This is a genomic window from Bilifractor sp. HCP3S3_D3, from assembly GCF_052063915.1.
In the GTDB taxonomy this organism is placed as follows: domain Bacteria; phylum Bacillota; class Clostridia; order Lachnospirales; family Lachnospiraceae; genus Bilifractor.
The window spans coordinates 66,259-81,775 of the sequence record NZ_JBQHWP010000009.1; the positions used below are offsets into that span (position 1 = coordinate 66,259).

General features: G+C 51.0%; 16 protein-coding genes. 1 reads left to right on the top strand and 15 read right to left on the bottom strand.

The genetic code is table 11. The annotated features are described in order from the left end of the window. Positions 1-40: 40 nt before the first annotated feature. The 14 genes from nadD to ACTNDI_RS07090 form a co-directional block, all read right to left on the bottom strand. Complete coding sequence (gene nadD, locus ACTNDI_RS07025) at positions 41-706, bottom strand: nicotinate-nucleotide adenylyltransferase (protein ID WP_441100182.1); 666 nt, start codon at positions 704-706, stop codon at positions 41-43. Positions 707-963: 257 nt separating this feature from the next. Continuing rightward, a complete protein-coding gene (locus tag ACTNDI_RS07030; RefSeq protein WP_441100183.1) occupies positions 964-1,257 on the bottom strand; it encodes a YhbY family RNA-binding protein in 294 nt (97 codons plus the stop codon). Positions 1,258-1,377: 120 nt separating this feature from the next. Further along, positions 1,378-2,004: a hypothetical protein gene (locus tag ACTNDI_RS07035; RefSeq protein WP_441100185.1), complete on the bottom strand. Its 627-nt coding sequence runs from the start codon at positions 2,002-2,004 to the stop codon at positions 1,378-1,380. A gap of 112 nt (positions 2,005-2,116) precedes the next feature. Next, complete coding sequence (obgE, locus tag ACTNDI_RS07040; RefSeq protein WP_441100187.1) at positions 2,117-3,415, bottom strand: GTPase ObgE; 1,299 nt, start codon at positions 3,413-3,415, stop codon at positions 2,117-2,119. A 261-nt stretch (positions 3,416-3,676) separates the two neighbouring features. Continuing rightward, positions 3,677-3,970 carry a 50S ribosomal protein L27 gene (gene rpmA / locus ACTNDI_RS07045; protein WP_441100189.1) on the bottom strand — a complete coding sequence of 98 codons (294 nt, stop codon included), beginning with the start codon at positions 3,968-3,970 and terminating at the stop codon, positions 3,677-3,679. A 3-nt stretch (positions 3,971-3,973) separates the two neighbouring features. Further along, positions 3,974-4,306: a ribosomal-processing cysteine protease Prp gene (locus tag ACTNDI_RS07050; protein ID WP_441100190.1), complete on the bottom strand. Its 333-nt coding sequence runs from the start codon at positions 4,304-4,306 to the stop codon at positions 3,974-3,976. Then, positions 4,307-4,615: a 50S ribosomal protein L21 gene (gene rplU, locus ACTNDI_RS07055; RefSeq protein WP_441100192.1), complete on the bottom strand. Its 309-nt coding sequence runs from the start codon at positions 4,613-4,615 to the stop codon at positions 4,307-4,309. 295 nt (positions 4,616-4,910) lie between these two features. Next, a complete protein-coding gene (locus ACTNDI_RS07060) occupies positions 4,911-5,657 on the bottom strand; it encodes a YoaK family protein (protein WP_441100194.1) in 747 nt (248 codons plus the stop codon). Between the two features lie 151 nt (positions 5,658-5,808). After that, positions 5,809-6,687 (bottom strand): DegV family protein, encoded by an 879-nt coding sequence (locus ACTNDI_RS07065; RefSeq protein ID WP_441100196.1) that lies wholly within the window; start codon positions 6,685-6,687, stop codon positions 5,809-5,811. A gap of 220 nt (positions 6,688-6,907) precedes the next feature. Continuing rightward, the gene (locus ACTNDI_RS07070; RefSeq protein WP_441100198.1) at positions 6,908-8,101 is read right to left on the bottom strand and encodes a lysostaphin resistance A-like protein; all 1,194 of its coding nucleotides are present in this window, start codon (positions 8,099-8,101) and stop codon (positions 6,908-6,910) included. Continuing rightward, positions 8,091-9,338, bottom strand: coding sequence for a ribonuclease E/G (locus tag ACTNDI_RS07075; protein ID WP_441100200.1), 1,248 nt, complete (start codon positions 9,336-9,338; stop codon positions 8,091-8,093). The genes ACTNDI_RS07070 and ACTNDI_RS07075 overlap by 11 nt, the downstream gene beginning before the upstream one ends. Before the next feature lie 161 nt (positions 9,339-9,499). Continuing rightward, positions 9,500-10,285, bottom strand: a complete 786-nt coding sequence (locus ACTNDI_RS07080; RefSeq protein ID WP_441100202.1) for a TIGR03936 family radical SAM-associated protein — start codon at positions 10,283-10,285, stop codon at positions 9,500-9,502. Then, a complete protein-coding gene (locus tag ACTNDI_RS07085; protein ID WP_441100203.1) occupies positions 10,269-12,146 on the bottom strand; it encodes a TIGR03960 family B12-binding radical SAM protein in 1,878 nt (625 codons plus the stop codon). Before ACTNDI_RS07085 ends, ACTNDI_RS07080 begins: the two co-directional genes overlap by 17 nt. A 192-nt stretch (positions 12,147-12,338) precedes the next feature. Then, positions 12,339-13,877, bottom strand: coding sequence for a 4Fe-4S dicluster domain-containing protein (locus tag ACTNDI_RS07090; RefSeq protein WP_441100204.1), 1,539 nt, complete (start codon positions 13,875-13,877; stop codon positions 12,339-12,341). Between the two features lie 552 nt (positions 13,878-14,429). Here ACTNDI_RS07090 and ACTNDI_RS07095 point away from each other — a divergent pair. Continuing rightward, positions 14,430-14,711, top strand: coding sequence for a type II toxin-antitoxin system HicB family antitoxin (locus tag ACTNDI_RS07095; RefSeq protein ID WP_441100205.1), 282 nt, complete (start codon positions 14,430-14,432; stop codon positions 14,709-14,711). 74 nt (positions 14,712-14,785) lie between these two features. Here the strand turns inward: ACTNDI_RS07095 and ACTNDI_RS07100 are convergent, their stop codons facing one another. Continuing rightward, entirely contained in the window at positions 14,786-15,445 is a 660-nt protein-coding gene (locus ACTNDI_RS07100) for a precorrin-8X methylmutase (RefSeq protein WP_441100206.1), read from the bottom strand. Positions 15,446-15,517: the final 72 nt, after the last annotated feature.

Genomic DNA, 15,517 nt, shown 5'->3' on the forward strand with positions numbered 1-15,517 from the left:
TTCTATGCTGATCATCTGCCCATCAGTTAACAGGGCTGTATTATCCTTTTCCGGAGCACGCCACCTTCTCCTCATTCTCAGCGGAAGACAGATAAATCCTGTTTTTCCGGATATATTCCCGCACCGGATCCGGAAGATAATATCTCGCCGATATTCCGTTTCGGATCAGCTCGCGGATATGCTTGGAGGAGATATCCAGATTGGGAGTGTCAAGCTTCAGGAAGTCTCCGTGAAACTCTTCTCTCCGCTGATCCAGAAGCCTGTTGAAGACATCCGGATCTGTCTGATTTCTTGTCGCGACGACGATATGGGCAGCATTGACAATTCTCTGCGGTTCACGCCATTGGTCAAAATCAAACAGAGAGTCCGCACCCATGATAAAATAAAAATCCATATCCGGGTTTTTGTTCCGAAGCATCTCCAGTGTTCGATAAGTATAGCTGTAGCCATCCTCATTCATCTCAAATAGAGAGAGCTCAAAGCCCGGATTCGATGCGATGGCCAGTCTTACCATATCTACCCGCTGTTCATCTCCGGCTCTTCCGGCACGGTTTCTTTTGTGTGGCGGATTGCCTGCAGGCATGAAGAAAACCTTATCCAGACTGAACTGCTGTCTGGCTGCCTCTCCCAGTATCAGATGCCCGATGTGAATCGGATCAAAGGTTCCTCCCATGATACCGATCTTTCGTTTTCTCTCTTCTGACATAGAAATCCCCTGTCCCAAATACCCATATGAACGGTTCCGTATCAGATGATGTCCGCAGCGCCGCCCTATCCCCGGCATGCCCGTTCTGCGGCACTGCCCGCAGGGAGTGCGAACGGAACAGCAAGGCCGACGAAGCCGGTCACCTCTTAACGGCGCAGAAGCTGTGAAGTGACGCGGGAACTTATACATATTATTGCGTCCCGTCTACGGGGTATGACGGTTTTTATTATAATAGGTGCGGACCTCTTGCCGGCCTTTTACTTCGGGAATACAATTTTCCTGTCATCACCCTGTCCCTCTTTATACAGAACGATCTTCTTGCCGATGATCTGTACAATCTGGGATTTGGTCCTCTCCGCCAGCATCTGTGCCATCTCCTTTGGATCGTCCATGCAGTTCTGAAGGATGCCGATCTTTATCAATTCCCTCGCGGCAAGCGCAAGGCGGACATTTTCCGTCAGTTCCGGCGTGATTCCGCTCTTTCCGATATGAAGAATAGTATCCTCGTTCATTGCCAGCCCTTTCAGGTAGGCTCTTTGTTTACTTGTCATCTGATTCTCCTGTTTTTATCTATCAATGTCATTTACGCGGCTCTCCTATACATCTGACAGACAGCCGCTGTCCTTTGTTCGTTCTCTCTCCGGCAGCGCTCACGTCCCGCCGCCCTTTGTTCATTCTCTCTCTGGCAGTACCCATGCCCCGCGGCCCTTCAGATCATCAAAACGAAGCTTTGACGCCTCCCGGCATTCCCGGAACGCGATTTCCTGATAATTGTCCTCATCGTCGGTGTGAAGAGAAAAGTACTTCTCAACCCGGATCGGACTCTCTTCAAAAGCCGTAATCGAATAATGACGCGTAACCTTCTCCCTGGTTTCATTCACCCTTATAGAAAAAGAAGTGATCTGAGAAGTCTCACAGAGAATCAGATGTCTTCCCTGTAGATTACGGAACAAAAAGCCGCAGGAATTATTTTCCTGTTCCAGATACTGCTCAAGCTGCCACGGAGAATCCGCATCCGGCTCGTCCATCCAGGTTCTCAGTTCAAAATTGCAGTTCGCGAACGGTTCTATCGTCTGGCGAAAGACCAGAAGATGCTCATTTCGCGGTGCCCCGAACCACTCTCTTTTCGAGGTGAACCGGATCCCCTCCCAGGTAAAGTCCGCATCTCTGCAGAAAATATCGAAAGGCGGAATCTTCCGTGTCTCCGAGTAGGTCTCATCCCTGTCGGAATGGCTCAGGTAATTAAATTCCAGATTTCTGACTTCCGGCAGCTCCTGCCAGATCTCGATCAGCCCCATTTGCAGGCACCTCCGTTACTTATACAGTATGTGGCAGCCGCGGGAATTGCGAAGCAGCTCCCGCATCTGGCTTTATACATATTGTGGCGCCCCGCTTGCGGGGCATGAACGTTTACTTATAATAGTCAAAATGAAGTCCGTACATCCGTACTGTATCGCCGTCCTGAATACCTGCCTTCTCGAGATCACTGAGAATGCCGGAATCCTTCAGGAACTTCTGGAAGAACTGGAATCCCTTCTCGGAATCCAGATTCGTGTATCCGAGCATCTTCTCGATCTTTGGTCCCTCAACGATGTAGGTGTGATCCTCCGTCTTTGACTTTGTGACGGTATAAGGAAGGTTGTCCTCGGGGATCATGATTTCCGGATCAAACTCCTGCGCGTACAGCTCCGTATTCTTCGGGATCTCATCCAGACGGTTCTGTACATAGTATAGCAGTTCTTTAATTCCTTTTCCAGTCGCAGCCGAAATCGGGAATACGCGAATGCCCTTCGGCTCGAACTCCTTTTTCAGCCTCTCCACCGGATCCTCTGTTCCATCCTCCGGGAAAATCAAATCAACCTTGTTTGCAGCGATCACCTGCGGCAGCTTCTCAAGATTCGCATTGTACTTCTTCAGTTCGCCGTTTATGGTATAGATGTCTTCAACAGGATCCCGTCCCTCTGTGCCGGCGGCATCCACGAGATGGATCAGCATCCGGCAGCGCTCAATGTGACGCAGGAACTCGTACCCCAGTCCCGCTCCCGCAGAGGCTCCCTCAATCAATCCCGGAATATCTGCCATGACAAATCCATTACAGCCTTCCAGGTCAACTACACCGAGATTCGGAATCAAAGTTGTGAAATGATACTCGGCAATCTTCGGCTGCGCATTGCTGACTCTCGACAGCAGTGTTGACTTACCGACACTCGGAAAACCAATCAGTCCCACATCGGCAATCATTTTCAGCTCCAGCCTCAGCTCAAGCTCTCTGGACGGCTGACCCGGCTGCGCGTACTTCGGTACCTGCATGGTAGGCGTCGCGTAATTCATATTACCCTTGCCTCCCCTTCCGCCCTTCAGAAGCACCACACGGGTGTTTTTGCCGGACATATCCGCGATAACCTTCCCGCTTTGTGCCTCATAGATCACCGTTCCGTCCGGAACCTTCAGGATAACGTCCGCTCCGTCCTTCCCGGTACAGCGCCTTTTTCCGCCCTCCTGTCCATCCTCTGCCTTGAATTTGTAATGATGACGAAAGCTGGCAAGCGTATTCAGTCCGGGATCCACCTCGAAAATGACACTTCCGCCATTTCCTCCGTTTCCGCCGTCCGGTCCGCCTGCCGCCACAAACTTCTCACGGCGGAAGCTTACATGGCCATCCCCGCCCTTTCCGGATTTCACCGCAATTTTCGCACGATCTGCAAACATAATGATCACCTCAGTTCATAAAAAAAGAATGTAACTTATATCGCCGACTCAGAAAAAATAAACAACAACTACAAAAACACATGGGTAGGCCATATAAATTGCATTCTCAACAATAATTTGCCCTGTTCCGCGCTTCTGGCCCCTGCAATTCTCTGTATAGCACAGGCAGCCTAAGCTTCGCGTCTGGCACTGCCGCAGTTCTTTGCCCACATAGCAGAAAGAGCCGTCACAGCGAATGTGACAGCCCTTATGTTTCAAAAATTATTCAGCTGCTTCAGCCTGCGGAATAACAGAACAGATCTTTCTGTCTCTTCCCTTACGGGTAAATCTCACGATACCATCTGCTGTAGCAAACAGAGTATCATCTTTACCAAGGCCTACATTCAGACCCGGATGAATATGAGTTCCACGCTGTCTGTAAAGGATGTTGCCGGCTTTTACAAGCTGTCCGTCTGCTCTCTTGGCGCCCAGTCTCTTGGACTCGGAGTCACGGCCGTTCTTTGTAGAACCTACTCCCTTTTTATGAGCGAAGAACTGAAGATTTAAATTCATCATTTCTTACACCTCCACGAAATTAACATCAATGAAGTCCTGATAGGACTCTTCTTCCTGCATATCGGAAAGGGTGGAAGCCAATGCCCGAAGCAGCAGCTCCGATCCGTCAGACGGAATACCCTTTACACGGACACAAATCACCGCATTCTCAGGATCCGAGGATTCCTCTATCTGATCTCCGGTAAAACGATCCAGTGAATTCACTGTGTGAATGACCAGAGCAGATACGGCTGCACAGACGATATCCTCGCCCGCCTCCGCATATCCGGAATGATCTCTTGCCTCAAAGCCGGTAATCCTGCCGTTCCGATTCTGATAAAAAGTAACCTTGGTCATTTAAGCATTGATCTTGCTGATCTGTACCTTTGTGTACTGCTGTCTGTGACCGTTCTTCTTATGATAGCCGGTTTTTCTCTTGTACTTGTAAACGATAACCTTCTTCGCCTTTGCATTGGCAAGAACCTTTGCTTCTACAGAAGCACCGGCTGTCTCGCCGCCGACCTTGATGGTATCATCGTCGCGAACTGCAAGTACCTGATCAAATGTTACTGTCTCTCCAGCCTCTGCACCGAGCTTCTCAACACGGATAACATCGCCTTCGGAAACCTTGTACTGCTTTCCGCCAGTTGCAATAATAGCGTACATATAGGACACCTCCTACTTTCTAAAACTCGCCAGATCCGGTGGTCTGCATGAATTCAGGCAGACTCTTATACCTCTCTGTGCGGCATACTCGGATATTATTGCATATGGCTTGATAATTGTCAACCAGAAAATCAAAAAATATGACTCGTTAATGCAGCTCACACTCCAATCACAAAGCCGCAGAATCCTCCTCCTGTCAGGAATGAGACTTATCCGGGACGTCCTTTCAGAAATAGCTGTTCGCAATGGTCTCTGAGGAACAGATCCGTGGAGAACGCCACCCGGAGATGCTCTCTCAGGAATGACCCCTGGGAACCTTTCCGAGCATATCCCTTTCATATGTGCGGTCGGCCACCATAAGCCGGATAAAGGTATACAGAAGAATCGGCACGCTCCCCCAGATCGCTCTGACCGAAAAAACCTCGCACAGCAACGTGGAAAGAATCCCTCCGGCCAGGAAAAACAGAATCATTGACCCATGCATTTTCCAGCGGAGAGCAGCCTTCGGATCCTTATCCCGCACGGCTTTGACCAGATTGCTGCCCGTCTGGCGGATATGATTGGTCACAAAGGTAGTGGCCATCGGAATTCCCTGATTCTGACGGAAGGTGTTGAACTGCATAGAACAAATAAAATTCAACGTAACCTGGCAGATCTGGTCAGGAGCATTTTCCGGAAGAGCTCCGAGCAGGATCGCCACAGGGATCTCAAATCCAACCAGGATCGTGTCCCAGCGCAGCATATGCAGCTGCTTCACTCGTTTGGCCAGAAACTCTGACAAAATTGCGCCGGCAAAGTAGGCAGAAATCGGTATCAGCAGGTATAATGCCTTATCCCAGTCTCTCTCGCCGATTGCCATGGACAGAAGAACGACATTTGCCGTCTGTGCGTTGCAGAACACACCACCCCGAACCATGAAGGTATACGCTCCGTAATAACCGCCTACCAAGATCAGCGACCAGAAAACCCAGTGCTTCTCACACTCCAGAAAAAATTCACGATGTGCATCATGTTCGGATAGCTCTTTTGCATTATGTCTCATTTCGATTACCTTTTCCAATTGCCTCTAAGGCAGAACCACTCTTCCGCAGGTGCATCGAACTGCGCCGTCTGCATAATAAGCGGAAAAAGTACAGACAGTACCCGCGTCTTTGCGTTCCTGTCTGTACTTTAATGTTATGCCGTGATTCATGTTATACCGTGATTTTATGATTGATGGTAATCGCCAGGCTTCCGGGCCCGATATGGCATCCGATGACAAGAGAAAGCGGATCGCCCTTGATTTCGTCATTCGGGAAGGCTGCCTGTATCTCATCCACCCACTCTTTCACTTCTTCGGGATCGTCTCCCTCAGAATATGAATAACGGATGGTATATTCTCCTTTATCCACAAATTCCTTAAATCTTCCGGTCATGTCCTTCCGTACAGCGTCCAGCATGATTTTCTTCGCCTGCTTTGTACCCCTGGCTTTCGCGTAAGCATCCAGCTTTTCGCCCTGAATCTGCAGTACCGGTTTGATGTGAAGCACACTTCCGATCAATGCGGCAGCACCTGTGATGCGGCCGCCTCTTTTCAGATATTTCAGAGTATCTACCATAATATATATGCTGGAATTGAACTTGTCCTCTTCCAGCTTCTCGCGGATCTGTTCTGCATTCCACCCGGCAGCTCTCAGCGTCTGTGCGTCTTCCACCGACTGGCGCATGGTAACGGAAATCCTCTGGTTATTCACCACCTGAACCTTGCCGTCATAGTTCTCCGCCAGCAGCCTGGCCGTCTGATAGGAATTGGAAAGTCCGCTGGAGAGCGGAATGTATACAATCTCATCATTCTCTCTGAGCACTTTGTCCCAGAGATCCGTAACCTCGGCGGGAGCCGGCTGAGAGGTGGAGACACTGACATTCGGGTCCTCAAGCTCCTTGAAAAATTCCGCCTGCGTTATATCAATATCTTCGCGGACCACCTTTCCGTTGATCAGAAATGACATCGGCAGCACATATACCCCGAGCTCCTTCGCCATTTTCTGTGTGATTCCGCTGTTACTGTCGGTTACGATTGCAACCTTCGACATGAAATATCCTCCTCACCCTGCTTGCAAACATATTCTAAATCCATTTTACAATAGCCCCGATAAAATGCAAACACCCACTTTTAAAAAATTGTGTCCTCATCAGGTTTTTCAAAAACCGCTCAGGAAAAGGAAAAAACCCCTATTTTAGTCTGCAGAGCAAAAAAAACAAAAAGCAGAAAGACGGCGCTTTCTGACGAAATAATGCCCATAACGGCTATCCTTATCTGCGGATCAAAAGAAAAAGAATTCCGGTAAGAAGGATCACCCCGGTCGGCACCAGAATCTGTGCCAGCCGTTTTTCCTCCAGACCCGGTTCGATAAAAGCAGGCTTCTTCCACGTGACGGATCTACGGATCAGCCAGCATCCCGTGTAAATCAGTATTGGAATCGGAATACCGTAAAACAGCAGAGAAACTCCGACCATCTGCGAGGACGCAGTATACGACGCCTGGGCAGTGGTATCCGATGCGAGAAAGGAGATCACCACCAGAAGCCCGTTATAACAAAAATGCAGCAGACTTGTGTAGAAGATATTATCTGTCTCGAGAATTACCCAGGTCATCAGCGCTCCGAGGATTCCGGGAATCCACCAGCGGACGGGATAGATATGAAAGACGCCGAACAGAACCCCTCCCACGAGGATGATCTGCCATCTCTTCCGGAAGCTCGTACGAAGGCCTGATACCAGGACTCCGCGGTGAAGAGCCTCTTCACACACGGCTGGCATGAAGGCGGTGAGAAAAAGCTCAACGGGCAGACTCGAGGAATAGGTGCCCGCAAGGCCCTCATCGATGCTCTGCAATGCATGCGGAACGAAAAACATCTCCAGAATCGTCACAACATCTGCTGCCAGATAACCGACGACTACCAGAATCAGGACTCCGAAAACAGCGGACATCCGTGGTTTGTGCAGCGGAAATACCTCCTTCGGATCTGCTCTCATGAAAAACACAAAGAGAACGGAGGCCACAACAAATTCAAGCTCCATCGCAAAGGAATCCAGATCCATGTTCCCGGTCAGCAGGTAAACCCATCCATTCGTAAAAATCCAGACCGCCATCATGCAGATGAAGAAGACCAGGCACTGCCAGAATTTCAGCTCACGCTTCGTCCGCGGTTTCTTCAGTCCCCTGGGCGCTGTTCCGGATATGCTCTCGTATGGCACCCACTCGTGTTCATACCTGTTTTCATTCCCGCGTGGATCATTCTCCCAGTTTCTGCTTCCGAACGATCCATTCTGCCGGGATCTGCTTCCTGACGGGTCGTCCTGCCGGGATCTGCTTCCAGATAGATCATTCTCCTGCTGGTATCTGCTTCCTGAAGAATCGTCCTGCCGGTTCCTGTCTCCGTAGAGATAATCCTGCCGGCTTCGGTCATCTCCGGAATGATTAAGATTGAAGGAATTATTCTGCATCTGCTTCAATATCCTTTAACTGCTCCTTGAATGATTTTCTCTTCTTGGTCCGCGTAATTTCCATGATGTCAAGCGCGGTGATATCGATGACCTGAGGCCGTGAGGGGTCTTTCCGGAATTCCTCCGTCATCCTCTCTCTCAGTCTTCTCTGATCACCCGCTTCTCTCATATTGATGAAATCCACGAGAATCGTTCCAGACAGCTGCCGCAGACGAATCTGCCTCGCGATCTCGGGAGCCGCTTCATCATTTGTCATCTGAACCGTTTTTGAGAAGCTTTTATTACCGGAATAACGTCCGGTGTTCACATCGACAGATACAAAGGCTTCCGTCTGCTCGATCACGAGGAATCCTCCGGACTTCAGCCAAACATTGCGGCTCTGAAGGGCTTCGAAAAGCGTCGTCAGATTATAGAGTTTGTAGAGATCCACCATCCGGTCCTCATAGAGAACCGCCTCCGGCCGGTCATCCTCCGAAAATGTCCGGAGGATATAATCGTCCAGCTCCCGTTTCGTCTCCGGATCGTCGGTGACGAGGCGCTTCAGTTCCCTGACAGGGCATTGCTTCAGAAGATAGATCGCATCGCTTTCTGACTGATACAGACATGAATAACAGGTTCTCTCCAGTCCGTGATCCAGAATCCGGTTCATCTGACCCGATAGTGCGTCCCATTCCCCCCGGAGCTCCTCCTCATCAGCCTCGGCGGCGTTTGTTCTGACAATGAGGCCGAAGCGGCCGTCGCAGAGCGGACGGAAAAAATCTTCCAGGCGCTTACGGTCGTCTTCCGCAAGCTTTCTGGAAAAATTCAGGGTCTTCCGCTCCGAGGTCAGCACCAGGAATCTGCCCGGAACCGTCAGGTTCTGCGTCAGCCTCGGAAGCTTCTGCTTTATCGCCTCTTTCTCAACCTGTACCAGAATCTCGTCTCCCGCCTTCAGTGTCCTGTGCTGCCTTGTATGCTTCGAAGGCAGCGGAAGATACCCGTTCCGGTCAGGACCGAGCCGGACAAAGGCAGCATTCAGATTGTTCTGGATGCTCTCGATCTTTCCCACATAAATATTGCCCAGTATGGACGGGCTGTCTTTTCTCCGAATATAGAACTCCACCGGTTTGTCATTCTCATAAAGCACCGATGCAAGACACGGAACTTCTCCCGCCGGATATTTTGCGATTACAATCTTCTTCTCTCCCATGTTCTCTGCTTCCCCCGCGGGTATACTCATGTCCTGTTTCTCAATCACCTTCAGGCCTGATCTGTTTATACAGACAGCCGCTCCCACTTTATCGGTTTCTTCACAAAGCCCGCATGCCTGTGACGAATTATGATTATGTACAGACTTGCGCCAGCCACATCGATTTCTTCGCACAGCCCGCACGTCCCTGACGGACTATATACAGATAATCACTCGAACTGCCGCATCGATTCTGCCGCATGGGGAACATGATCCAGCGGCACAAGCTTTCTGTCTTCAGCCGTTCCGATATTCGTATAGATGTCGTTGCGGTGAATCAGAAGACTGAAAGCCGGAATCTCAAAGCCTGCGGATTCCGCGAATGCGCTCATGACCAACTCCGGCTTCAGATTGCTGACGCTTCCGGCGGAAAGCAGCATATGGAAGGCGACACGCTCCGCGTCCGTCCCCTGGGGATGCTCCGCCAGTTCCTGGTCATCCAGCTCTGTCAGGTTCATCACATAGATCCAGGGAAGGATATCCGTCTCCGCCTCACTGCGTTTTGTTTTTCGAAGTACAATGACGGAAGGCGACGACAGAAAAGCGTTCAGCTTATCCTGGAGTACGTCACGATCCGGAAGCTTCACGCTTCCCTTCCGGAAACTTACCGTATAGTCAGCCGCGTTTACCAGCGTCATGCATTTCTCCGCCTTTGTGATTCCGATTCGGATGCAGCTTTCCGCATGCATCCCCGGAACCATCTGCCGGTTCAGTCTCTCAAGGATCTCTTTCTCGGGGATTTCTTCCTTCAGATCAAGATCAAAATATTCGCCGCTGCTTGTCTTGCCCACGCCGAGCGGAGCCGCGAAAGACATCAGCATATGAGGGCTGAATCCTTCGGACAGGGAAACCGGCAGCCCGGCTCTGCGGATTGCCTTCTGAAAGAAACGCATGACATCCAGATGACCTATGAATTTCAGACATCCGGTTTTTGTAAATTTAATCCTGACTCTCATAGCACACTCCTCCCCTGTAGACGCGGCATCCGCATCCACTGCATCTCTGCCGGCAGTTCGGTGTGATGATTCCCTCCTTGGCCCGCTTCCACTCCCGGATCAGAAAGTCCCGGCTGACCTGGCAGTCCAGAAAATCCCACGGAAGCAGCTCGGAGGTGTCTCTCTCCCGCGCGGTATAGAAATACGGATCAATTCCGCACTCCCGGAAGCTTTCCTGCCATCTGTCCTCATCAAAATACTCTGTCCAGGCATCGAAGATCGCGCCTTTGCGGTAAGCTGTCTCGATTGCCTGAGCAACGCGCCGGTCTCCTCTTGCGAGGACACCCTCCAGGACCGAAATATACGCATCATGATAGGTGTACCGGATGCTCTTCTGGTTCGTCATCGCGCGAACCTCGTCCTTGACCATATGCGCCTTATCAAGGAATTCCTGCTCCCGGTCCATCCGTGCCCACTGAAAAGGCGTGAAGGGCTTTGGAACGAAGAACGAGCTGCTCGCGGTTATGCTGATTTTTCCCGTTCTCTCCTCCTTTGGAATATTGTCATAGTAGCACTCGGCCACCTTCTGACAGAGGTGCGCAATATCCTTGACATCCTCTTCATTCTCTCCCGGAAGTCCAAGCATGAAATAGAGCTTTACCTTGTTCCACCCGCCGCGGAACGCCTCGAGAGCGCCGCCAAGGATATCCTCCTCGGTGATGCCCTTGTTGATAACATCACGCATCCGCTGTGAACCTGCCTCCGCCGCGAAGGTCAGGCTGCTCTTCTTCACATCCTGCACCTTCGACATCACATCGAGCGAGAAGGCATCGATCCTGAGGGACGGAAGCGAAATGTTGATGCCCTTTTCGTTGCAGATCTGAATCAGGAAGTTCAGAAGCTCATTCAGCTGTGAGTAATCGCTGCTGGAAAGCGAGCTCAGGGAAATTTCATCATAGCCGGTATTTTTCAGCATCACCTCCGCCTGCCGCTTCAGCCGCTCTACATTCTTCTCCCGAAGCGGACGGTAGATCATTCCTGCCTGGCAGAAACGGCAGCCACGGATGCAGCCTCTCTGAATCTCCAGAACGACCCGGTCCTGTGTGGCCTGAAGATAGGGAACAATCGGCGCGTCCGGATAGGTCACTTCACTGAAATCCATGACGATCCGCTTACGCACCTTTTCCGGCACGCCTTCCTCTGTCGGTGCAAAGGACGCGAGCGTCCCGTCCTCGTGATAGGACGCACGGTAGAACTGCGGCACATAAATTCCCTCGATACGGGAGGCTCGCAAAAGAAAATCCCGGCGGCTCATACCGGTTCTTTTTTTCTCCTGATACAGATCGAACAGCTCGTCGTACGCGACTTCGCCCTCACCGATATAAAACAGATCGAAGAATTCCGCGATCGGCTCCGGATTGTAGGTGCAGGGGCCGCCGCCAATGACGATGGGTTCATCCTCTCCCCTGTCCGCGGCGTGAAGAGCAATCCCGGACAGATCCAGGATCTGGAGGATATTTGTATAGCACATCTCGTACTGAATCGTGATTCCGAGAAAATCAAATGAGCGAACCGGTTCCTGAGACTCAAGGGCAAAGAGAGGAATTTTCTTCTCCCGCATGATCTCATCCAGATCCGGCCATGGAGAATAGACTCTCTCGCACCAGACATCCTCTCGTTTATTAAACATATCATACAGGATCTGAATCCCCAGATGAGACATACCGATCTCGTAGACATCCGGGAAACACATACAGAACCGAATCATCTTCTCCGGATCGAAAGATTCTGATTTGTCAACCGCATTCACCTCATTGCCGATATACCTGGCAGGCTTGTCAATTGACAGCAGAATTTCATCGCTCAATGCCAATCTTCTCATACATTCACCCTTTAAATATTTTATTTCGTTCAGGAAAAAACGAGATAAAACACGCTGCGCGAGTTTTATCTCGCTATCGCGACGCTCGCCGCACACAAATACTTCGCATTCGGCTGCGGCTCACTGTTCGCGTAAATCCACCTGTCCGCGGGTCAGAACAGAATCTCTGACAGCCGCGGGCAGGCATGCAGTTTATTCGGCGCTTCCCTGACCGGCCGGCTTCTGCGTCCCGTCAACCGGCTGTTTCCGGGTGTCACGGATGATATCGTCCCGGAACATGGAGAATTTGTCCATTGGATAATTCTCAAGGTTCTTCAGCACCTTTCTGCCGTCCGCCTTCTTCAGCAGCTTCTCACGGTCCTTCATTATCTCGGCGGCGGTTACCTTGCGGGACGGACCGCCCACGCAGCCGCCCGGACAGATCATACCCTCGATGAAATCTTCCTGAAGTCTTCCGAACTTCAGCATCGTGAGTGCCTTTTTGCACTCCGGACCGCCCGCGGCTTTCAGAAGCCGGATACCTGAGGTATCCTCACCGCGCTCCTTCATGCACTCAATCACGGCATTCGCAACTCCGCCGGAGGTGGCGAATCTCTTACCGAAGATGGAAGCCTCCTGATACGGATCGGTACAGGGCTTCAGCTCCACATCTTTGGAGCGTAAAAGCGCGGAGAACTCACCATAGGTCATGACATAATCCGCGTTTTTCGGCACACCCTCTACATCTGCCGCCTCGGATTTCTTCGCTACACAGGGTCCGAGGAAAACCGTCACGCATCCCGGATGCATGGCCTTGAGATATCGGGACACGGCGCACATCGGAGACACAACGGTGGACATGTTGTTCTTGTACTGCTCCGGGAAATGTACCTTCAGCATATTGATAAAGGCGGAGCAGCAGGAGGTCGTCATCTTCCGCCCTTCCTTCAGAGCTTCACTCCACTCTTCAGACTCAAAGGCTGCCGTCATATCTGCTCCCAGGCCGACCTCGACCAGATCCTTGAACCCGAGCTCCTTCACCGCCTGACGGATGGACCCCATTGTGATATCCGGTCCGTACTGACCCTCGGTCGCGGGCGCAACCATCGCATAGACTTCCTTTCCGGCCTTGATGTCACGGATGATGTCTACGAGGTAGGATTTTGACGCTGGTGCGCCGAACGGGCAGGAATGAATGCAGAGCCCGCACTGAATGCATTTCGAATCATCAATGACGCAGATCCCGTACTCATCATAGGTAATGGCGCCTACCGGGCAGGCCTTTTTGCAGGGCCGGACCAGATGAACGATCGCATTGTAGGGACACGCCTCCGCACATTTTCCGCACTCCTTACACTTTGTCGCGTCAATATGAGAACGATGCGCACCCATATCGATCGCCCCGAATCTGCACGAGCTCTGGCATGGCTGTCCCATACATTTGCGGCAGTTGTCGGTTACGGTATAGGCGGAAATCGGACACTCCTCACATGCCGGTCCGAGAACGCGCACGATATTCTTTGAGGTATCGTTCGGATCCGGGTTCTTGCCCTCCGCCAGACGAATCCGGCGCTTGATCAGCTCGCGGTCTTTGTAAACGCAGCATCTGTATTTTGCAAGAGGTCCCGGGCTCAGCTTCAGAATCAGTTTTTCCTTGCCGTCCTCATCCAGCTCGTCGTTCCAGGCGAGCCTTGCCGTTTCCTCAAGAATCTTATGCTTCAGCTGAATCAGATTTTCATCATTTGTAACCATACCACATACATCCTTTCCAATTTTAGGTCAAGTTCAAACTCACAAAGAACACTAACAGAGGAACGGATTCAACCGCATGATCCGCCCCGTCAATTCTCCGAAAATAGTCTCCGCACCGGGAGAATTGTACTCTTTTTATACGCACGCACGGGCCCCTGCATTCGGAAGATATACATATTATGTAAGCCCCAATGCTCTGTGCAGCGCTACATACTGTATAAGCTGCGGATTGTATACAGTCTCTTACACACGCTTCGCGCGTGACGATCCTGTCTGCGTTTTCGAAGAGCTTATACACTAATCTTACTATTTTTGGAAGGCTGATTCAACCGGTACCCTTCTGTGCGGACAAATGTTCTTTGAAAAATACACCTCATTGTTTTTCTTTGTGTTTTCTTTTGTTTTCTTTTTCCGGTTCGTCCATGTTTTCTTTTTTCAGCGGATTTGCTATAATATAGCGGCCCGTATAATAGTGACCCGTGAAATAGCGGCCCGTGTAATTCGTGCCGCTATTTTAGGAATGTTTGATTCACATATGATTTGGAGGTAAAGATGAAGTTTTATTATCCCGTTATTGTAAAGAAAACCGAAAACGGCTATCACGCGAAGTTTGCTGATCTTGAGATGTGTGAGGCAGACGGCGATACCCTTGACGAGGTGCTCGACAACGCGAAGGATGCCGCCTACAACTGGATTGAGGCGGAGTTTCAGGAGCCGGATCCGCAGCTTCCTCCCTCTTCCGATAAAGCGGATCTCGAGGCGGAAGCCGCGGAAGGCGAGATTGTCCGGGAGATTCTCATCACCTACCGGATGATGGAGGGATGGGAGGAGTAAACCCGATACGATATATCGTTCCACAAACTGTATAAGCTACGCTACGGATTGTTCCTTGTTTCGCACTCCTGCTGTCAATATCCCCTGTCGCTGCTCAGCATATACAGGAGGGCGTTGCAGATGCAGGCGGCGATATTGCTCCCGCCTTTACGCCCTCTTGCAACGATGTATGGTACATCGGTCTGCATGATCAGCTCCTTCGACTGCACAACATTCACAAAGCCGACCGGAACGCCGATGATGAGCTCCGGCTTCACCGTCCCATTCTCGATCATCTCATACAGGCGCACCAGCGCCGTCGGCGCGTTTCCCACCGCGAAAATAAGCTTCCGGTCCAACCTGGCAGCTTTTTCCATACATACCGCGGCGCGGGTGACGCCCCGTTTTTTCGCCTCTTCCGCCACATCCGGATCGGACATGAAGCACAGTGCCTCTCCTCCGTATCGGGCAAGCGTATGCTTGTTAATTCCCGAGTGCGCCATATGCGTGTCCGTAACGATACTTGCCCCGCCGCGAATCGCATCCAGTGCTTTTTCCACAACGTTCTCTGAGAAGCAGAGGTTATCCGCGTAATCGAAATCCGCGCTAGTATGGATACAACGCTTTACAATCAGCTCCGTTCCGGGTATCAGAAGACGGTTCTTCTCTCCCAGTTCCTCCGTGATGATCTCGAAGCTGCGCTTCTCAATATCCATCGGCTTCACATTTTCCAGTTCGATCTTTACTTCTGACATATCCGCAATTCCCATCCTTCCAGCATTCCCTGCACTTTTCCACGATGTTCTTTTCCTGATTTATTTCACGCA